At 59.4% G+C, this 20,472-nt stretch carries 22 protein-coding genes and 1 other RNA gene; 9 read left to right on the top strand and 14 right to left on the bottom strand.

Annotated features, from left to right (window positions below):
* Positions 1-7: 7 nt before the first annotated feature.
* From FN828_RS08460 to FN828_RS08410, 11 genes are all read right to left on the bottom strand, one after another.
* Positions 8-1,033 carry a cysteine synthase A gene (locus tag FN828_RS08460; protein WP_142492971.1) on the bottom strand — a complete coding sequence of 342 codons (1,026 nt, stop codon included), beginning with the start codon at positions 1,031-1,033 and terminating at the stop codon, positions 8-10.
* Between the two features lie 51 nt (positions 1,034-1,084).
* The gene (locus tag FN828_RS08455) at positions 1,085-2,209 is read right to left on the bottom strand and encodes a gamma-glutamylcyclotransferase (RefSeq protein ID WP_142492970.1); all 1,125 of its coding nucleotides are present in this window, start codon (positions 2,207-2,209) and stop codon (positions 1,085-1,087) included.
* 20 nt (positions 2,210-2,229) lie between these two features.
* Complete coding sequence (locus tag FN828_RS08450) at positions 2,230-2,673, bottom strand: TrgA family protein (protein WP_235891436.1); 444 nt, start codon at positions 2,671-2,673, stop codon at positions 2,230-2,232.
* A gap of 3 nt (positions 2,674-2,676) precedes the next feature.
* The gene (locus FN828_RS08445) at positions 2,677-3,885 is read right to left on the bottom strand and encodes an SAM-dependent methyltransferase (protein WP_142492969.1); all 1,209 of its coding nucleotides are present in this window, start codon (positions 3,883-3,885) and stop codon (positions 2,677-2,679) included.
* A gap of 116 nt (positions 3,886-4,001) precedes the next feature.
* Positions 4,002-5,423, bottom strand: a complete 1,422-nt coding sequence (locus FN828_RS08440; protein ID WP_142492968.1) for a cryptochrome/photolyase family protein — start codon at positions 5,421-5,423, stop codon at positions 4,002-4,004.
* 34 nt (positions 5,424-5,457) lie between these two features.
* Positions 5,458-6,678 (bottom strand): aminotransferase class V-fold PLP-dependent enzyme, encoded by a 1,221-nt coding sequence (locus tag FN828_RS08435; protein ID WP_142492967.1) that lies wholly within the window; start codon positions 6,676-6,678, stop codon positions 5,458-5,460.
* A gap of 87 nt (positions 6,679-6,765) precedes the next feature.
* Positions 6,766-8,406 (bottom strand): BCCT family transporter, encoded by a 1,641-nt coding sequence (locus FN828_RS08430; RefSeq protein WP_142492966.1) that lies wholly within the window; start codon positions 8,404-8,406, stop codon positions 6,766-6,768.
* A 51-nt stretch (positions 8,407-8,457) separates the two neighbouring features.
* A complete protein-coding gene (locus tag FN828_RS08425; protein ID WP_142492965.1) occupies positions 8,458-8,874 on the bottom strand; it encodes a universal stress protein in 417 nt (138 codons plus the stop codon).
* Between the two features lie 347 nt (positions 8,875-9,221).
* Positions 9,222-9,647, bottom strand: coding sequence for an HIT family protein (locus FN828_RS08420; protein WP_142492964.1), 426 nt, complete (start codon positions 9,645-9,647; stop codon positions 9,222-9,224).
* Positions 9,648-9,804: 157 nt separating this feature from the next.
* A complete protein-coding gene (gene acuI, locus FN828_RS08415; RefSeq protein ID WP_142492963.1) occupies positions 9,805-10,797 on the bottom strand; it encodes an acryloyl-CoA reductase in 993 nt (330 codons plus the stop codon).
* Between the two features lie 48 nt (positions 10,798-10,845).
* The gene (locus tag FN828_RS08410) at positions 10,846-11,361 is read right to left on the bottom strand and encodes a DinB family protein (RefSeq protein ID WP_142492962.1); all 516 of its coding nucleotides are present in this window, start codon (positions 11,359-11,361) and stop codon (positions 10,846-10,848) included.
* Between the two features lie 160 nt (positions 11,362-11,521).
* On the opposite strand from FN828_RS08410, the gene FN828_RS08405 reads away from it, so the two are divergent.
* From FN828_RS08405 to FN828_RS08365, 9 genes are all read left to right on the top strand, one after another.
* Positions 11,522-12,256: a FadR/GntR family transcriptional regulator gene (locus FN828_RS08405; RefSeq protein ID WP_142492961.1), complete on the top strand. Its 735-nt coding sequence runs from the start codon at positions 11,522-11,524 to the stop codon at positions 12,254-12,256.
* A 68-nt stretch (positions 12,257-12,324) separates the two neighbouring features.
* Complete coding sequence (locus tag FN828_RS08400) at positions 12,325-12,960, top strand: M23 family metallopeptidase (RefSeq protein WP_142492960.1); 636 nt, start codon at positions 12,325-12,327, stop codon at positions 12,958-12,960.
* 4 nt (positions 12,961-12,964) lie between these two features.
* Positions 12,965-13,311: a transfer-messenger RNA gene (gene ssrA / locus FN828_RS08395) on the top strand.
* A gap of 79 nt (positions 13,312-13,390) precedes the next feature.
* Positions 13,391-13,816 (top strand): ester cyclase, encoded by a 426-nt coding sequence (locus FN828_RS08390; protein ID WP_142492959.1) that lies wholly within the window; start codon positions 13,391-13,393, stop codon positions 13,814-13,816.
* Between the two features lie 102 nt (positions 13,817-13,918).
* The gene (locus FN828_RS08385; RefSeq protein WP_142492958.1) at positions 13,919-14,380 is read left to right on the top strand and encodes an SspB family protein; all 462 of its coding nucleotides are present in this window, start codon (positions 13,919-13,921) and stop codon (positions 14,378-14,380) included.
* A gap of 98 nt (positions 14,381-14,478) precedes the next feature.
* On the top strand, positions 14,479-15,036 hold the full coding sequence (locus FN828_RS08380; protein ID WP_142492957.1) for a class I SAM-dependent methyltransferase: 558 nt from the start codon (positions 14,479-14,481) through the stop codon (positions 15,034-15,036).
* Between the two features lie 53 nt (positions 15,037-15,089).
* A complete protein-coding gene (fumC, locus tag FN828_RS08375) occupies positions 15,090-16,484 on the top strand; it encodes a class II fumarate hydratase (protein ID WP_142492956.1) in 1,395 nt (464 codons plus the stop codon).
* Positions 16,484-16,657: a DUF4169 family protein gene (locus FN828_RS08370; RefSeq protein ID WP_142492955.1), complete on the top strand. Its 174-nt coding sequence runs from the start codon at positions 16,484-16,486 to the stop codon at positions 16,655-16,657. Before fumC ends, FN828_RS08370 begins: the two co-directional genes overlap by 1 nt.
* Positions 16,654-16,872 carry a ribbon-helix-helix domain-containing protein gene (locus tag FN828_RS08365; RefSeq protein ID WP_142492954.1) on the top strand — a complete coding sequence of 73 codons (219 nt, stop codon included), beginning with the start codon at positions 16,654-16,656 and terminating at the stop codon, positions 16,870-16,872. The genes FN828_RS08370 and FN828_RS08365 overlap by 4 nt, the downstream gene beginning before the upstream one ends.
* Here FN828_RS08365 and FN828_RS08360 read toward each other — a convergent pair.
* The 3 genes from FN828_RS08360 to FN828_RS08350 form a co-directional block, all read right to left on the bottom strand.
* Positions 16,869-18,245, bottom strand: coding sequence for a cytochrome P450 (locus FN828_RS08360; RefSeq protein WP_142492953.1), 1,377 nt, complete (start codon positions 18,243-18,245; stop codon positions 16,869-16,871). The two genes, FN828_RS08365 and FN828_RS08360, sit on opposite strands and share 4 nt — an antisense overlap.
* Positions 18,242-19,450: an alpha/beta hydrolase gene (locus FN828_RS08355; protein WP_142492952.1), complete on the bottom strand. Its 1,209-nt coding sequence runs from the start codon at positions 19,448-19,450 to the stop codon at positions 18,242-18,244. Before FN828_RS08355 ends, FN828_RS08360 begins: the two co-directional genes overlap by 4 nt.
* Before the next feature lie 182 nt (positions 19,451-19,632).
* A complete protein-coding gene (locus tag FN828_RS08350; RefSeq protein WP_142492951.1) occupies positions 19,633-20,382 on the bottom strand; it encodes a cytochrome c biogenesis CcdA family protein in 750 nt (249 codons plus the stop codon).
* Positions 20,383-20,472: the final 90 nt, after the last annotated feature.

Raw genomic sequence — 20,472 nt, 5'->3', positions numbered from 1 at the left:
AGGTCAATCAATCTTCAAAAACCGTCGGCACCGAAGGCGCATCCGCCACCAGCCAGCCCGGCACCGGCAGCCCCTTGGCGGTCAGGAATTCGGGGTTATACAGCTTGGACTGATAGCGCGTGCCGTAATCGCACAGCATCGTCACAATCGTGTGGCCCGGCCCCATGTCCTGCGCCATCCGGATCGCGCCCGCCACGTTGACGGCGGATGACCCGCCCAGACACAGGCCTTCGTCAGACATCAGGTCAAACACCACCGGCAGCGCCTCGGCATCGGGAATGCGATAGGTGAAATCGGGGGTGAACCCTTCCAAATTGGCGGTGATACGGCCCTGCCCGATCCCTTCGGTGATGGAATCGCCGGGGTTGTCCTGCCCGGTGTAAATCTTGAACAGCCCCGCGCCTTCGGGATCGGCCAGACCGATTTTCACGCCTTTGGGCTGCAACGCATCCGCCACCCCGGCCAATGTACCGCCCGACCCAACCGCGCAAATGAACCCGTCCACCTTACCGCCGGTCTGTTCCCAGATTTCCGGGCCGGTGGTTTCCACATGGGCCTGCCGGTTTGCCACGTTGTCGAACTGGTTGGCCCAGATCGCCCCGTTAGGTTCGGTTTTCGCAAGCTCTGCCGCCAAACGCCCCGAATAACGAACATAGTTGTTCGGATTTTTATAGGGGGCCGCTGGAACCTCGATCAATTGCGCGCCTGCCAGACGCAGCATATCCTTCTTTTCCTGGCTCTGGGTTTCGGGGATCACGATTACCGTGCGGAACCCCATCGAAGCCCCCACCAGCGCCAACCCGATGCCGGTATTTCCCGCCGTGCCTTCGACAATCGTGCCGCCGGGTTTCAGTTGCCCCTTCGCCACCGCGTCGCGGATGATATACAGCGCGGCCCGGTCTTTGACCGACTGGCCGGGGTTCATAAATTCAGCCTTGCCCAGAATGGTACATCCCGTGGCGTCGCTGGCCTTTTTCAGGCGGATAAGCGGGGTATTCCCAATGGCCTCGGCCAAATCATGAGCAATGCGCATTTCGTCTTCCTTTCCGGTTCCCTATAGCTCTATGGCCCGCAGGCCCGGAACTCAAGCGCCAGCACGCAGCCGATCACGATGCCGTGCCAGCCAATATAGCGCCATCAGCAACGGCACCACGCGGATTTCCCCCCGGTCTGCCATACCCATCGCTGCGTCGAACGACAGGATATGGCTGCGAATATCTTCGCTTTCAGCCAGCAATCCGCCCACCCCGGCGGCATCTTCGGGCAAATCGGCCAGCCCCAGATAGGTGTGGAAATATTCGTTGCTGCATCCCGGCGACGGGTAGGCGCGGGAAATCAGTTCCAGCCCGCGCAATTCCAGCCCGGCTTCCTCCAACGCTTCGCGTCGGGCGGTTTGTTCCGGTGTTTCATCCGCATCTATGCGCCCGGCAATCGGTTCCAACTGCCACGGCACCCGATCCCCGCGCACCTGCGGCCCCATGCGGAACTGTTCCACCAACATCACCCGATCCCGTACCGGATCATAGGGCAGCACCAGCGCCGCATCCGTCGCCACGAAAGAGGCATAATGCACCTCTGGCCCCATATCCCCACTGAATTTGCGAAACCGCAACCGCTGCGATTCCACCGCGAAATAGTCGATATAGGGGGTCTGGCTGTCGATCAGGTCCACATCGGCGCGGGTCATCCCGCCCGGCGCATCCGGCACCTGTTCGGCGCGTCCCATGACCCAAGACTGCGCCCGCATTTCGATCATCGGGTACATCCGCGCCACCTCGGCCGCGCTGCGCGTTCCATAGAGGCCCATCACCTCGGCCGCGGCACGGACATTCAGCGCCGCCCGGCACCGCGCCCAATCATCCAGATCGAACGGCGCACCCCGGTCATAGGTGCCGTCCGGCACCAGCCAGACCTGCGCCGCGACCGGGCCATGATCCGTCTGCACCGTGACCGGATGCAGCCCGTAGCCAAAGCCCCCTTCGTAAAAATCCAGCCGCGCGATGGCGTCGTCGCTTAGCCCTTCGGCCAGCAGACCAATCGCTTGGCCCCCCGGTTCTTGCGTCAGAAACGGAAAGCCATGCCCATCGGCCCAATAGGCCCGATACCCCGGCAACTGGGCAGGCCGCAACGCGGCAACCCCGGCATCCCCCAGCACGGTTTCCAACAAAGCTTCGTGCCGCAACGTGCCGTAAAAAAACAAATTTCTCATGATTTCACTTTTGCTTTGGCTTAGCGCCACATGCGCCCGCCAATTTCAGACAGGACACCGGCCACGATCCCGCCAATCAACAACGGAATCGCCACATCGGCGTTCAGTAACAGCGCCGCATAATCCACGCCGATATTGAAAATATCCAGCAGCGCCTCTAGCGGGCCGCGATAATGCCGCCGCAGGGCCAGCCCCAGCATTTCATTGCACGCCTGTACAAAAATGGCCCACAGCACCAACATGAACACCCCGGTCAGCCCGTTGCCCACTGCGGCAGACATCCCGCGCCCACTGCGCCCGCCGATCACGATCCAGCCACACAGAACGCCCAGCACCACGTTCACATAATCGAACCAGCCGAACATCGTACCTTCGGGCAAATGCGGTTTAATGGTCTGCGACACGAACCACGCCGTCGCAGCAAGAACCAGTGCGGCAATCAGCCGGGCAGCGGTGGGCATCATGGGTCAGGCGGGCCTTTTCACGGTGATTTGCGTCACGTCACAGTTTCCCCCGTGAAACGCCCCGGCACAAGAGGTCAGATAGAAATTCCACATCCGCCGGAACCTGTCATCGAACCCCAGCGCCTCTACCTCGTCCCAGCGGTCGTTGAACCTGTCATACCAGCGCCGCAAGGTCTGGCTGTAGCTGTCGCCAAATTCAAGCGAGGTTTCAAACTGCAATCCGGCCTGTTCAATCTCGGCCAGCAGGGCCGAACGCGAGGGCAGCATCCCACCGGGAAAGATGTACTTTTGAATGAAGTCCACGCCCTTACGGTATATTTCAAAACGCTTTTCTTGAATCGTGATGATCTGTAGCGTCGCCTGTTTTCCCGGTTTCAGGCAATCGCGCACCTTGTTGAAATAGACCGGCCAGTATTTCTCGCCCACGGCTTCAAACATTTCGATGCTGGCGATCCCGTCATACTGCCCGGTTTCATCCCGGTAGTCCTGTAATTTCAGATCAACCAGTTCGGAAAGCCCCGCCTTTTCAATGCGTTCCCGCGCATAGCTTAGCTGTTCTTTGCTGATGGTTAGCCCTGTCACCCGCAATCCGCGTTCTTTGGCGGCATATTCCGCGAACCCGCCCCAGCCACAGCCGATTTCCAGCACATGATCGCCGGGCTGCACCCCCATCTGATCGACCAGACTTTGATATTTGCGGGTTTGTGCCGCCTCCAGACTGTCCTGCCCGCCGTCGAACAAGGCGCTGGAATAGGTCATCGTATCGTCCAGCCACAGCGCGTAAAAATCGTTCCCCAAATCATAATGGTAGGAAATATTCTTCTTCGCCTGACGCTTTGAATTGGAATTCATCCAATGCCGCAACCGTTCATAGGCGCGCACCAGAAACATGCCCGGAAACCCATCGTACAGGTCTTGGTTGTCCGAATGCAGGAAATCCAGAAAAGCCTGCAAATCCGGGCTGCTCCACCAGCCATCCAGATAGGCATCGCAAAACCCCAGATCGCCCTCTCGGATCAGGCGGGTGAACGTATCGGGGTGAAAGATAGTCAACACCGCCACCGGGCCGGGGTCCGGCCCTTCGGCACGAAAGACCCGCCCATCGGGCAGAACGAAATCCAGTCGCCCGCGCTTGATCCCCTTGGCCAGTTGGAACACCACGGCAAAATAGCGCGGCAAGTCTGTTTGATTTTTCACATCGGTCAGGATCATCCCGCATCTCCCTTTGCGGTTGTCCTGTTCAGGCTGACAAGAATCGGTCTGTCAGGCAAGTTTTTCGTAAAAATCCGCGCGCCATCGCCCGCAATCGGCTGAAAAGCCGCCCCAGATCAGCTATTTCGCCCCTGATACGCCTCTAGCGCACGTTGCCGCCCGGCTGCCAGCTCCACCACCGGGGCGGGATAACGATCTTGTGGCGACAGCCCCCAGCGTTTCGGGATAGCGGTGAAATAATCCAGCGCCGTTTGCGGCGGATTAGCCTGCCCTTCGGCGATCCAGGCCCGCGCGTACAGCCCTTTGGGGTCGAATTTCGCCAGTTGCGTCACCGGGTTGAACACCCGGAAATATGGGGCGGCATCCGGCCCCGATCCCGCCGCCCATTGCCAGCCCATCGCATTGCTGGCCGGGTCCCAATCCGTCAGGCAATCGGCGAACCACTGTTGCCCGATCCGCCAATGGGTCATCAGGTGCTTGGTCAGATAGGACGCCACGATCATCCGCCCCCGGTTGTGCATCCGCCCGGTGACATACATTTCCCGCATCGCCGCATCGACAAACGGCACCCCCGTGCGCCCCTGCTGCCACGCCACCACATCGGGGTGGGTGGCATCCGTGTTCCACGGGAACGTATCCCACTCCGGTTTCCAGTTTCGGTCCACGATATGCGGCGTGTGGAACATCAGATGATAGGCAAATTCGCGCCAGACCAGTTCCTTTAGAAAGGTTTCAGCCCCCTGTGCGCCACCAAACATGGCCCGCTGTCCGGCCTGCCAGCATTGGCGCGGTGAAATTTCCCCCAGGGCCAGATATGCCGACATCCCCGAGGTGCCATCCACCCCCGGCATATCCCGCCGATCCTGATAGCGATCAATCCCATCCGCGATAAACCGATCCAGCCGCGCCTGCGCTGCCGCAGCACCGGGCGTCACATAGCCGCGCAGCACCACACCGCCCCGCCGCATCCCGGCCCCAAGGTTCCAGTCTTGCAACGTTTCCGATACGGGCCATTGATCCGGCGCGGGCAATTGCGTTGGGGCCGCCTGTGCCGGGGACACGCCCAATTGTCGGGCCGCTTTCCAGTAGGGGGTAAAAACCTTGTAAAACCCACCTGCCCCGGTTTTCACCGCCCAAGGTTCAAACAGCAAATGCCCTGCATGGCTTTGGGCGTCGATCCCCTGCGCCTTCAGCACGGTTTTCACATCCGTATCCCGCGCAATCGCCTGTGGGTCATAGGCGCGGGTCCAATAGACAGCACTGGCCCCGGTGTCGCGGATCAGATCCGCCAGCACTTGCTTTGCCGGGCCAGATCGCAGGATCAACCGGCTGCCCAACGCTGCCAAGGTCTGCGCGAACACGTCCAACGCCAGTCCCAGCCGCCATTGCGGCGCACAGCCCAGCCCTGTCACCTGTTCATCCCGAATGAACACCGGAATCACCGGCCCGCCCCGCGCAACCGCAGCCAGCAGCGCCGGGTGATCGGCCAGACGCAAATCGCGCCGCAGCCACAGCAAAACAGGGGCGTGTTCAGGCATTGTCACTCTCAACCGTTCGCAACAGGGAAACGCCCTACAAAACCATGTCCAAGGCTGTCATCAGGCGCTGCACCTCCTCGGGGCTGGTGTAATGCACGAAACTTAACCGCAGCACGCCCTGCACCGGGTCAATCCCCTGCGCCACGAGTGCGCGCACGGCATAGAAGTTACCGCCCCCCGCCATGATCCCATGCCCGGCCAGCGCCGCCGCCACGGGTTCGACCGCGCGGTCCAGTGCCACCGCCACCGTCGGCGCACGCATTTCAGCCCGCGTTGGCCCCAGCAAACGCACCGAATTTTTCGCCCCCAGATAATCCAGCAAGGGCTGCAACAGCACCACCTCATGCGCACGCATCAGATCATGCACGCCGCTGGCTCGCTGTGCGGCAGTGCCGGTCAGCCCGTGATGATCCGCCAATTCATCCAGATAATCGGCCATCCCGGCACAGGCGGCCACCTGTGCATGATCCGGCCCCGCAGGCGTGAACCGTTTGTACAAAACATCGGCGTTGAAATAGTGCCCCTGATTGGGCAGTTGCATCCCCAACGCCCTGCGGATCACCATAACTCCCTGATGCGGGCCATAGGTTTTATAGGCCGAAAACAGGTAAATATCCGGTCCCAGCATCCCCACATCCGGCAGCCCGTGCGGCGCATAGCTGACGCCATCCACACAAACGAACGCCCCGGCGGCATGGGCCATTGCGGTGATTTCCACAACCGGGTTCACCGCGCCCACCACATTGGAACAATGCGGGAAACAGACCAGCCGCACCTTTGCATCCAGCAAATTGGCCAAATCGGCGGGGTCCAGATGCCCGGTTTCCGGGTCGATCTGCCATTCGCGCACCTCGATCCCGGATTCGGCCAGCCGCCGCCACGGGCCTGTATTTGCCTCGTGATCCTGATTGGTGACAATGATCGCCTCGCCGGGTTGCATCCATTGCCGGAACGCCTGCGCCAGAACATAGGTGTTCTGCGTGGTCGATGGGCCAAAGCTGACCTCGTCACCCTCGACCCCCAGTATCGCGGCCAGACGGGCGCGCGCCTCGTCCATTTCCGCCCCGGCGGCCTGACTGGCCTCATAAGGCGCATAGGGTTGCACCTTGCGGCTGTGATAAAACCGCGTCAGCCGGTCAATCACGGGCTGGCAGGTATACGACCCGCCTGCATTTTCAAAAAACGCCTGCCCCTGTAGCGAAGGCTCGGCAAAGGCGGGGAACCGCGAACGGACGAAATCAAGATCAAGTGTCATATCCGCACTCAACCCCGAAAGCGCCCGCCAATCAAGCGCTTTCCCCTGCTACAAAAAAGGCCCCGTAAACCGGGGCCTTTTTCCACATTATCGCCGTTCCGCCATCAGCCCGCGCCAGATCGCCCAGCACATCAGCAACAACACCACGGTAAAGGGCAGCCCGGTCGAAATCACCATGCTTTGCAGCGATGACAGCCCCCCTGCCGACAGCAGCAGCACAATCGCAACCGCGCCCTCAAACACGCACCAGAACACCCGCTGCGGCACCGGCGCATCCACCTTGCCGCCTGCCGTGATCGTATCAATCACCAACGATCCCGAATCCGAGGAGGTGACGAAAAACACGATCACCAGCACGATCCCGATAAAGCTGGTGATCCCGGTCATCGGCAGCATGTCCAGCATCTTGAACAGCTTCAGCTCCAGCGGGGCGTCCTGCGCGGCGGTATAGCCGTCCTGCACAACCTGCTGAATCGCCACGCCCCCGAATACGCTCATCCACAGCACACAAACCAGCGAGGGGATCAACAACACGCAAACCACGAATTCCCGCACCGAGCGCCCCCGGCTGACACGGGCAATGAACATGCCCACGAAGGGCGACCATGAAATCCACCACGCCCAGTAAAAGCTGGTCCAGCCCTGGCTGTAATTCACATCTTCACGCCCGAACGGAACGGACAGCGCGGGCAGATATTCCACATACGCCAGCAGATAATCCGCGAACCCCGTCAGAATTGCCAATGTCGGCCCTGCAATCAGCACGAAAACCAGCAGCAAAAGCGCCAGCCCCATGTTGATCTCGGACAGGACCTTGACGCCGCCATCCAACCCGCGCACAACAGAAATCAGCGCGATGGATGTGATGACGGTGATCAAAATCACTTCGGTCGTTTCGCCCACGGGAATGCCGAACAATTCGTTCAGCCCCGCATTGGCCTGCGTCGCGCCAAAACCCAGCGAGGTTGCCAGCCCGAACAGCGTTGCGAAAACGGCCAGAACGTCGATCACATGCCCGATCCAGCCCCACACGCGGTCCCCGAAAATCGGGTAAAATGCGGATCGGATCGTCAGCGGCAGCCCCTTGTTATAGCTGAACAAAGCCAGCGCCAGCGCCACCACCGCATACATCGCCCACGGGTGAAGCCCCCAGTGATAGATCGTCGCCGCCATGCCCAGCCGGATCGCTTCGTGCTGATCGCCCGCGGCGGCGCCCAAAGGCGCCCAATCCGTGCGCACGCCATCTTCGCCCACGACAGTGCCACCCATCGACGAACTGAAATGGCTCATCGGTTCGGACACGCCATAGAACATCAGCCCAATGCCCATCCCGGCTGCAAACAGCATCGCGAACCAACCGACATAGCTGTAATCGGGCGTCGCATCCGCCCCGCCCAACCGGACCTTACCCAGCGGGGTTACGATCAGCAGCAGGCAAAACAGCACAAAAATATTCCCTGCGCCGATGAAAAACCAATCAAACCCTTTGGTGACAAAGGAAAAAAGCCAACTGAACAGATTACCCGCCTGTTCCGGCAGGGCCAGCGTGTAGAACACAAAGGCAATGATCGACAGCCCCGAGATCAGGAAGACCGGGTTGTGGATGTCCAGCCCAAACGGGCCGATCTGGGTTTCAATATTGTCCTGCCCGATTTCATATTCAGTATCAATGATTTCGGAATGCCCCTCGGGTTCGGGTATCCCCTGATTTGTAGATTCGTCGCTCATACGACAGCCTCCCTGTTAGAAATTATAAACCATGTCGCGCAGCCCCAAGGATCAGCCACGCACCACCATCACACTGGCCTTGGAATGGGACGCCACCGTGCCGCCGTTCGATGGCCAGATATAGTCGGCCAGTCCCGGCACATGGCTGGCCATCACAATCAGATCGGCCCCCACCGCATCGGCGGCTTTCATCAGCGTCTTGTCCAGATCAATGGTCGGGTCATGGCTGACCTCGGCCTTGGCATCGGCCGTGACCCCGAATTTTGCAGCCTGCGCCGCCGCGAATGCCTGTAATTTTTCCGCGTATTCCGCCGGATTATGCCCCAGCTTGCCGGGCATGGCGCTGGTGACGCCAAGATAAATGATTTTCGCACCATATTGTTTTGCCAGATCGGCGCTGACGGTCAGGGCTTTGCCCAGCTTGTCCTCGTGCGCCAGATCGACGGGTACGACGATTGTAGTGAACACGTTTGTCCCTCCTGCGAATATTGCACTGGCAGGGGGAATGGGTTCCATTGCCAGCGCTTCATTTGGGCGTCACAGGCAATCGTTTTTGTTGCCTGAGTGTGATCAGGCTAACGTGAAAAGTCAGGAAAACACAAACTTTCGCGGCAGATTCATATCAAAAAGCGACTATCGGATGTCGCTTTTTCCGTTTCCGCCCCAGCAAGACCAGACGGGGACACGCACCGCCCGCCTTTCATCTTGCCAAAAATACTCACATTCCAACGCTGCCACTTGCGGTCAGATCACGGGAAATCCCGGACCCAACCACAGGTTTAATACCGCGCTGACAGGCAAGCCTCCGCGCAGGATTATGCCATCCCGGCCAGTGCCGCGCGAATTTTCGCGGCGTTTTCTTTCAGAACGGCCATGTCTTCCATCTTGCCCGGCGGGCGCATTTTCACGCCCTCGTGGCGCGGCAGAACATGGTAATGCAGGTGGAACACCTCTTGCCCGCCCACGGCTTCATTGAACTGTTGAATGGTCACGCCACCCGCGTCAAAGGCCGCCATCACCGCATGGCCCATCCGGCGCACGGTTTTCAGGCAAGCCGCCAATTGCGCATCGCTGGCATCCAGCATGTTGCGGCACGGGGTTTTCGGAATGACCAGACAATGCCCATCGGCACGCGGCATGATATCCATGAAAACATAGGTTTCATCATCTTCATACAGCTTTTCGCTGGGGATTTCGCCGCGCAGGATTTTGGCAAAAATATTGTCGTTATCATAGGACATGCGCCCGGTTCTCCGTTTGAATCGTCGGTAAATTGCGACTGTTGCGCCATACTATGCCTGTCCCGCCCCGAAGTTCCAGAGCCTTGAAAACACAGCCCGCGCATAGCAAAGGGCGCGATGACAGGACCGCGCCCTTTGTTCGTTTATACCATACAGATCAGGCGTTCACATCCACCACAACGCGGCCTTTCACCTGACCTTTCAGGATGTCACGCCCCAGCCCCGGCAGGTCAGACAGCGTGGCCGGTTGCACCATTGCTTCCAGCTTCTCCATCGGCAAATCCTTGGCGATCCGTTCCCATGCGCGCACGCGATCCGCATAGGGGCGCATCACGGAATCGATCCCCAGCAGGTTCACGCTGCGCAGGATGAACGGCGTGATCAGCGCCCCTTCAATCGCCGCACCACCGGCCAACCCGACCGCAGCAACCGAACAGCCGTATTTCATCTGCTTCAGCACCCGGCCCAGCATCGCCCCGCCAACTGCATCGACACACCCGGCCCAGACCTCGGATTCCAAGGGCTTGCGTGTCACTTCGGTCAGGTCTTCGCGCGGCACGATCTGGGACGCCCCCAGCGAACGCAGGTAGTCTGCCGTTTCCGGACGTCCGGTCACTGCCGCCACCTCGTAGCCCAAATGGGCCAGAATGGCGGTGGCTACGGACCCCACCCCACCAGCCGCGCCAGTCACCAGAACCGGGCCGTGTTTGTCGGCCAGGCCGTGATCTTCCAGCGCCATGACGCACAGCATTGCGGTAAACCCGGCGGTTCCCACCGCCATCGCCTGCCGTGTTGTCAGCCCATCGGGCAGCGGCACCAGCCAGTCGGCCTTGACCCGCGCCTTTTGAGCATAGCCGCCCCAATGGGCCTCGCCCACGCGCCAGCCGGTCAGCACCACCTTGTCGCCCGGCTTGTACCGCGCGTCCGAGGAGCTTTCGACCGTTCCGGCAAAATCAATCCCCGGCACATGCGGATAGTTACGCACCAAACCGCCCCCGGACCCAAGGCACAGCCCGTCCTTGTAATTCACCGTGGAATATTCCACCGCCACCGTTACTTCCTCTTCCGGCAGGTCGCTGTCGGCAATCTGCTTGATTGCAGCGTGGGTTTTACCCTCGTCGTCTTTGTCTACGATCAATGCGTTGAACATTGTGTTTCTCCTCTCTCCCATGCGCAAAAGCGCACTGATTACAATTCCTTACGGCCGCGGCCCGTCCTGCGGCATCAAAAACAGGTCCGTCACCCAGCCCTGTCCCCCTGCCGCCGTCAGCATGGCATGAACCTGTCCGCGATGATGGGTCTGGTGGTTAAACATATGCGCCACGCACAACCCCATCGGCATCGTCACATCCGCCTGTTTGATCCCTGAATACCAGCGCAAGTCCCCCACCAGATCGACCGACCGCACCTGCTCGGCCCAGCGCAGAATACGCCCATCGGTGCGGAACCGCTCGCTGCCCCAAACAGCCAATGTGGGCGTGCATATCACGCTGTCGGAAACACCGCCATTTGGCTTCGCGCCCCTGTCAAAGCGGGCCATCCACATCCGATCCCCCCAAAGCAGGTGGTTCACCGTTTTCAGGATCGACCCGAAAAAAGCGCCGCGTTCTTGCGTCAGCGCGTCGGGGGGTAATATTTGCAGCGCCGCTTGCATCTGTTTGTTTTGCCACGCGTTATACCGGGCCATCATCACGCAATAGTCAGGTGAGATCATGGAAACTATCCCTTTCCTTTCCCTATCACGCGCAGCTTAGCACAGGTTTCGCTTTGGTCCGTTCCCGGCTTGTGGCGACTCGGGTCTTGTTTTCTTTGCGTCCCCACCCCTAAATGTCTGACAAAATAATGCAGCGCCGCCAAGCAGAAATGTCTGACATATGAAAATCGACCCCAACAGCCCTGCGGATCTGTCCGCCCAGATTGCCACCGCGATCCGGGACGCCATTATCAGCGGCGAATTGATTGTCGATGCCCGCCTGCCATCCGAGGCCGAACTGTCCGAACAATTCGCCGTATCCCGCCCCACCGTCCGCGAAGCCCTGAAACGGCTGGCTGCCCAATCGCTGATCCGCACCCAGCGCGGCGCATCGGGCGGGGCGTTTGTAAATCGCCTGTCATTCCAAGAGGCATACGGGCAGCAAATCACTACCTCGACCCTGCTGTTATCTATGAACGATGTCAGCTTTGATGTCGCCTGCGAAGCCCGCTTTGCTATGGAACGGGCCTGCGCATCGCTATCGGCGCAGCGCCGCACGGCGGACCATCTGGCCACAATGCGGGCGGAAATCCACCGCCAAACCCAGCCCGGCCTGTCTGACCAAAGCTTTTGCGATTCCGATGTGGCCTTTCACCGGGCGCTTGTGGATGGCGCGGGCAACCCTGTGCTGTCGTACCAATTGGCCGGTGCGGTCGAAGCGATGCAACCGCTGATGAACATGATTACTTTTAGCGAACGATCCCGCGAACGGATTGTCGCCCTGCATACCGGAATTGCGGACGCGTTAGAACAGCGCAACGCCCCCAAGGTTGAATCCCTGCTATCCGAGCTGGAAACCTATACGCTGGACATCGCCCACGGTATCGCCGCCAAACGCCGCCCCACCGCTGGCTGATATCCTTTTGATAAATAGACGAACCTGCCCGCCCCGGCTTACCCTAGGTAAAAAAGGGAGGAACGCCCGTGCAACAGGGCAGGCAAACCGGGGTCGGATCGGCCTTGGCGGTTGGTTTGGTGCTGGGTTTAGCGGGGTGTCAGTTGGGGTCTTATGGGCAATCGGCGCCCTATCACTACAGCGTTGAAACGCCGATCCGGGTAACAGTTCCCGCCAATGCCCCGTCGGTCATTCAGCAGTTCCGCCCCTTCCCCCCGGAACACGGGCGTAAAACCAGCGGCGAACATCCCGGCATTGATATATACGAGGCCCGCAACACCCCCATTCTGGCCGCCGCCCCCGGCACCGTTATCGCCGCTTACCGGGAACCGTCCTATGGTAATCGTGTGGTCATTACGCATTCCGCCGGGCCACAGGGGATTCCGATTCAAACCGTCTACAAACACCTGAACAACCGCACTGTACAAAAAGGCGATGTCGTCAAACGCGGGCAACAGATCGGCGGGATGGGAAACACAGGGATTTTAGCGGCTGGGATCGTGCATTTGCATTTTGAACTGCACGAAATGCACGGCTCCCACGCCATCCCCCGCGACCCCCACCTGTTTTGGGCGAATGGCCCCGGTCGCGTCACCTGTTTTTCCCCGCAACAACGATTTTCGCCCCCCAACACCACACTGACCTATCCGGTGCGATGCAAGTAAACAGCCCCTTTAAATCCGAAATCAGGCAGACTATATGTCGGGTGTCCTTCGGGACTATGGGCATAAACGCGCATGTAATAAACGGATCGGACCCGGGGGCGGTACCCGGCGGCTCCACCAAAATCCTTCGTTTGAGGATCATGGGGCCGAAACAGGATCGACGAACGCGTAAAGATGTAGCTTTGTCCCGGTGAGGTACCACCGTTATCGGTCCGAAAAGTACAATTGCAAACGACAATCGTGCTCCGGTCGCAATGGCTGCGTAAGCAGTCGGAGTAACCGAAACTTAAGCCCTTGCGCCTAGCAGCGTAAGGCGGGGTTCGCAGGTACCTGGCAACAGAAACCTGCACTTTCCCTTATTTGTTCAGAAATCGTTTAGGTTTTTTCCATAACGTCAGCCCTGCATTCCGTTGTGAAAAGGGCCGTCACTATGGCAAACACAGATATTTTGCGTGAATGGTATTCCCGTGTTTGGGAACAGGGCGATATTTCCGCCATCGACGAATTATTCGTCCCCGATACGCTGGCCAAAGGTATCGTCCCGGACATGGAACTGGGCGTTGATGAACTGAAATTTCTGGTCGCCACGATCCAGGAAATGATCACCCCCCCGAAGGTCCGGATCGACAAACTGGTGGAACAAGGCGATTGGGTGGCCGGGTTCATGACACTACAGGCCGAAACACTGGATGCCCGCACCCCGATCGAGGTGGGGGCAATGGTGTTTTGCCGATGTCGGGATGGCCGCATTGTCGAAGCCTATAACAGTTTTGACTTCGTTGGTTTTTTTGAACAATTAGACCTGCTGCCGGAAAATACCATCGCCCTGTGCATGTCCGGCCAAAGGATTGGCTAAGCCCATGCCGTCAATTCGCAGCATCGGAAAATTTATTCGGGTCCTCTTTTGTTTTGTTCCGAATCCCCTATGCTTTGGAACCGGAATTTCAAGGAACCCCCGATGTCGCACTCCATTGATTATGGAAAACTGATGCATCAGGCCATGCGTGGCCTGATCCAGCAAGTGCTGGAAGATGTGGAACAAAACGGCCTGCCCGGCGCCCATCATTTCTTTATCACCTTCGACACAACGCACCCACTGGCGCAATTGGCCGATTGGCTGAAGCAGCGTTATCCGTCGGAAATGACCGTGGTGATGCAGCATTGGTATGAAAACCTTGACGTGACCGACGATGGTTTTTCCGTCACGCTGAATTTCGGCGATCAGCCCGAACCGCTGTATATTCCCTATGACGCGATCAAGACCTTTGTCGATCCGTCCGTGGAATTTGGCCTGCGCTTCGAATCCGCCGATGCCGAAGACGAGGATGACGAAGACCCCACCCCGCCCGAGGACGATCCAACCCCAGACCACCCCCACCACGATGCCGAGGTGGTCAGTCTGGATAAGTTCCGCAAATAAACAGCCCCGGCGCTGTTACATTTTCCATACGCCCCCGTCACAGGGGTGAAACATCGGCGTGGCACGGCTTTGCTGTCAATTCAGCAAGAGACCCTGCCATGCCAAGTGATTTTTCCGTCTTTCTGGGCCAGATGATGCGCCGCCCCACGCAAGTCGTGGCGATTGCCCCCTCCTCGGCGGCGGTGGCCCGCCGTATGACCGAAGGGCTGGAACAGGTCCAAGGCCCGATTGTGGAAATTGGCCCCGGCACGGGCAGTTTCACCAAGGCGATTCTGGCCCGTGGTATTGCGCCAGAACGGCTGACACTGATGGAAATGAACCCGGTTTTCTGTGAAACCCTGCGCCAGAAATTTCCCGGCGTGACCGTTCTGAACCGCCCGGCACAGCACATCGAACATATCGGGTTGCGCGGCATTGGCGCGGTGATTTCCGGTGTTCCGGTTCTGGCCCGCCCGCAAATCCAGCGCGACGTGGTGGGCCGCGCCCTGCGTGTCATGGCCCCCGGCGGGCAATTCGTGCAAATCACCTATAGCCCCGGCGCTCCCATATCGGCGGACATGCAGGCGGAACTGGGCGTTTCGGTGGAAAAACGCGGCACGGTATGGGCCAATTTACCGCCCGCCCGCGTCTTTGTATTCCGCAGTATACAACATTGAATTTCCCTCTGGTTCGGGTATGTAAGCGGCAATTCCCTTTTGGAGGTTGACCTATGACCAATACCCGCACCGAAACCGACAGCTTTGGCCCGCTCGAAGTCCCGTCCAACAAGTATTGGGGCGCACAGACGCAGCGTTCGATCATGAATTTCCCGATTGGCTGGGAAAAACAGCCCGTTGCCATCGTGCGCGCGCTGGGTGTGATCAAAAAAGCCTGCGCACAAGCCAACAAAGCATCGGGCAAACTGGACGCCAAAATCGCCGATGCGGTGATTCAGGCTGCGGGCGAAGTGATCGAAGGCAAGTTCGACGACAACTTCCCGCTGGTCGTGTGGCAGACGGGTTCGGGTACACAGTCGAACATGAACGCCAACGAAGTGATCGCCAACCGCGCGATTGAAATTCTGGGCGGCGTGATCGGGTCCAAAGATCCGGTTCACCCCAATGACCACTGCAACATGGGGCAATCGTCCAACGATACCTTCCCCACCGCCATGCACATCGCCGCCGCCATGACCACCCGCGACGTATTGCTGCCGGGCCTGCGCAAGCTGCTGGCCGGGCTGGAGCAAAAATCCGAAGAATTCAAAGACATCATCAAGATCGGCCGCACCCATACGCAGGATGCCACCCCGCTGACGCTGGGGCAGGAATTCAGCGGTTATGCGCACCAGATCCGTCAGGGCATCGCCCGCGTGGAAATGGCCCTGCCGGGAATTTACGAACTGGCCCAAGGCGGCACTGCCGTTGGCACCGGGCTGAACACCCAAAACGGCTGGGGCGAAACCGTGGCTGCCAATATGGCAGGCATCACCGGCCTGCCCTTTGTCACCGCCCCGAATAAATTCGAGGCGCTGGCCGCCCATGACGCGATGGTGTTCATGTCGGGCGCATTGGCGACGGTTGCGGGCAGCATGTACAAAATCGCCAACGACATCCGTTTCCTTGGGTCGGGTCCGCGCTCGGGTCTGGGCGAACTGATCCTGCCGGAAAACGAACCCGGATCGTCGATCATGCCCGGCAAGGTGAACCCCACCCAGGCCGAGGCCATGACGCAGGTTGCCGCGCATGTGATGGGCAACAATGCCGCAATGACCTTTGCCGGATCGCAGGGGCATTTTGAACTAAACGTTTATAACCCGATGATGGCCTATAACCTGCTGCAATCCATGCAGTTGTTGGGCGATGTGGCTGACAGCTTTACCGAACGGATGCTGCTGGGAATCGAAGCCAACAAGCCGCGCATTCAAAAACTGATGCAGGAATCGCTGATGCTGGTCACGGCACTGGCCCCCACCATCGGCTATGACAACGCCACCAAGGTTGCCAAAACCGCGCATAAAAACGGCACCACCCTGAAGGAAGAAGCCATCGCACTGGGCTTTGTGGACGAAGCCACCTTTGATGCGGTTGTGCGCCCCGAAGATATGATCGGTCCCAAGGGCTGATGTCACAGCCGGTTAACCTGAACCGGTTTCGCAAAGAAAAGGCGCGGGCTGATAAAAAAGCCCGCGCCGACGAAAACGCCGTAAAATTCGGACGCACCAAAGCCGAAAAACAACGGGACCGCGCCACCGCAGACAAAGCTGCCCGCGATCTGGACGGAAAGAAACGCGAATGAGCGCCCGCCCCGTCAAACGATCCCTGACCCTGCGGGGCCACCGCACCAGCGTGTCATTGGAAGATGAATTTTGGCAGGCCTTCCGCGATATTGCCCGAATACAGGACAAACCGATCAACGTATTGGCCGCCGAAATTGACGCCACCCGCGACCTAGACGCCGGGCTAGCCACCGCGATACGCCTGTTCGTGCTGCGGTATTACCGGGATCGCTAACGCTTCGTGATCGCCAGCCAAATCCCGTCACGCCCGCGCACCGTCAGATGCGCCACAGGCATCGCCGGGCGTTCTGCGACCAGATCAAACCGATAGGCCCGCACCAGCATCGACAACAGCAACGGCCCCTCGATCATGGCGAACCCCGCCCCTGGGCAAACCCGTTGCCCGGCGGAAAACGGGACAAAGGCATTGCGCAGGCCGGTTTTACCATTCTCGGTCTTAAACCGCGCAGGATCGAACCCATCGGGATTGTCCCACAGCCGTTCATGCCGATGCAGATGCCACGGGCTAAGCACGATCGGGCTCCCCTTTGGAACAGGACGATTGCGAAAGGTTTCGCGCTGTGTGGCCTCGCGTACCATCATTGGCACGGGCGGATATAACCGCAGGGTTTCACGAAACACATCCCGCGACACCGACAGTTTCGACACGGTCGAAAAATATATCTTTTCCGGGTCAATCTGCGCCTGCGCCTCGGCTGCGACGCGATCCTGCCAATCGGGGTATAGCGCCAGCAAATACAGCGCCCACGCCAAGGCAGACGCGCTGGTTTCATGCCCCGCCAGGAAAAAGATTGCCACCTGATCCACCATTTCATCGGTGTCAAACCGTTCCCCGGTCAGCAGGTCTGGTGTGGTCATGATCTTGGTCGCCAGATCGTCAGGCGCGGTTCCATCCTGAATCCGCGTCATCCGTTCGGCTGTTAACTGCGTGATCAAGCCGCGAATAATCCGCGCGGTTTGTTTGGTCTTGCGACTGTGAAACCGGGGAAACCAACGCGGCAGAGGCAGGATCGCACCCAGATTCACCACGGGCTGCGCCCGTTGGTGTTCGCGAAATTCTTGAAACACCCGGCCCGCGACCTGATGTTCAATCGGGATGGAAAACAGGGTGCGGAAAATCACATCCGCCGCCGCGTGGCTGGCTTGGGCCTCTACCTCGACCGGATGACCATCCGCCAGCGGTTCCAAACGGGCCACGGCAGCGCGACCGGCTTCCCACATGGCGGGGAACACCTCGCGCAATCTGCCACCTTCAAATGCCGGGTCGATAATCCGCCGCTGGCGTTTCCACACCTCGCCATTGGTGATGAACACCGAATTGCCCAACAATGGCGTCAGCCCCTCGCGGACCCGGCCGGATTTGGGGAATTCATCAGGCCGCTCGCGCAGCACCAAATCCACCAATTCCGGCTGATTGCACATGAAAGACCGGAAAAACGGCGTGCGAAATTCCGCCATCCATGCCCTGTACAGCCGCGCGGGCTGCGCCGACAGGATATCACGGCGAAACAACTGCATGTAACGCCACAGCGAAACCTTGTCAGGCCGCGCAGGCGGTTTGGGCGGCATCGGGATCGGGCATGTCATGGCCTTACCGATACATATTTCGATACTGCCCGATCAATGCGGGATTTGGACGCGCCCCGCCCCGCATAGCGGCGGCGCAATGTCAGCGACCCGGCGGTGATCTGGAAATAGTCATAGTCGCGGGGCCGGTCAAAGGCGCAAAGATACTGGAAATGCAGGCGGAAATAGCGCCGTTTCAGTTTGGCCCATGTTTCCGGCTGCAAGCTTTGGGTAAACGCCGCCGAAAATACCAAAGGCCAGCGTTTTCCCGGCCCGGCTACCCCCGACACGCTGACCGGATCGCACAAGGCAAAGGCACAGCCATCCCCCGGCGCGGTCACATCCACCCATGCGATTTCATCGCGCTCCGATAAATAGGCCAGATCGGCCCGCAACCGCCATGCCCGCGGCAGGAAAGACACCATCGGCACCACCTGCCCCAAGGTCAGCAGGTTCAGCTCTGGCCCCGCAGCAGGCAATCCACCCCGGATCAGATCGGACAGGATCGACACCGCCAAATGCGCCCCGGAACTGTGCCCCACCACCAAAACCTCGTCCACATCCGTATCCAGCGCGGCGCGGATGGCAGCGGTAAATTCGGCCATTCGCGCCTCCAGCTCGGGCGGGTTTGCCCCCCGTGAACGCGCCGAATACGCATAGTCGTGCATCAGGTAATAGGCAAAAAACTTGCCGTCTTTTTTACGAAACCATTTCAGGATCGGCGGGACAACCGCCAACCCCGCCACTGCGGCCCAAGGATGCAGCCACGACAGCCCCCAGCCCACGGCCACCGCCGCAGCCAGCGCCAGCATCAACTGAACCAACAGAAATACCACCGGATACAGCGCGGCAATGACCGGCCCCTGCCGCAGTCGCATCAACCGCCACAAGGCCCCCGATCCGATATAGACCCATGCCGTCCGCACCAGTTGCCCATAGGTGCCGATGATCCCCTGATCCATGCTGTCGCGCACGATGTCGGACCAGACCAGCACCTCGATATCGGTTTCGACCTCGGCGTCGCTGATCACCGAACTGACATGCCAGCCATACGGCCCCTTGGTGGTCTTGGGTTTCAACCCGATCCGATAGCCGGAAATTGCGGCCTGTGCGGCGCCTTCCTTGCGGTATAATTCGCGGTATCGGCGCGGGTGAATGGGGTCATAACCGGGAATGTAAAACACCCGGCGCTTACGGACCTGTTGTATTTGCTCGACTGCACTCATAACGCCCTCTTGCCCGCCACGATACCGTAGGTTTCAGGCCGAAGTAAGGCAGATCAGGGCTTTCATCTTGCGCGAAATACTCCGGGGTACGGATTGAAAATCAAGGATTTTCAATCGCAAGGGCAGCGCCCCTGACCTGCCCGAAGGGCATGACCTGCATGCGCGCAGCGCATTCCGCTGGATCAGCCCAAGGTCGCCAAAGCCGGGAACCGTTCCAACAGCCAATAGGAAAAGGACGAAAAACCACCCGTCAGCATCAACAAACCAATGGTCCACAGCAACAGGCCCATCACGCGCTCGATCTGTTCCATATGCCGTTTCATCCACCCCATAACCCCGGTCAGGCGTGGCAGGAATGCCGCGACCAGAAGAAACGGAATCCCCAGCCCCGCAGCGTAAACGGCCAACAGGATCGTACCACGGGCAATTGACGCCTCGGACGCGGCCAAGGACAGGATCGCGCCCAGTTGCGGGCCGATACAGGGCGTCCAGCCAAAGGCAAACGCCAACCCCAGCACATATGCCCCAAAGGCGGACCCGCCGCGATCCCCGGCATCAATACGCGCCTCGCGGTCCAGAAATCCTATCCGATAAACGCCCACGAAATGCGCCCCGAACACCATCACCAAGATACCGGCAATCGTGTTGAACCATGACTGATAGGCCAGAAACACCGCCCCGATTGCCGAAGCCGTAAACCCCAGAAACAGAAACACCGTAGACAGGCCCAGCACAAAGAAAAAGGCCGGAGCCAAGGCGCTTTTTCTGCGCCCGCTGGCGTTCAGATCCGATAGCGATACGCCGCTCATATACGCCAGATAAGGCGGAACGATAGGCAGGACACAGGGGCTGAGGAAGGAAACAATCCCCGCCATCAGCGCCACCAGCACGGCGGGCAACAGGCCCGCGTCAATGATTTCGATTCCGAACATACAGCCCTGATAGGCGATAAATCCGGGGCCGTCACTGCGACGGAATTCACATCTGCGTTGGTACAACGAAAAACGCCGCCCGATGTTCCG

The sequence above is a fragment of the Thalassovita litoralis genome (genome assembly GCF_900182725.1).
Lineage (GTDB): Bacteria > Pseudomonadota > Alphaproteobacteria > Rhodobacterales > Rhodobacteraceae > Thalassobius > Thalassobius litoralis.
This window is presented reverse-complemented; position numbering and strand designations above follow the sequence as displayed.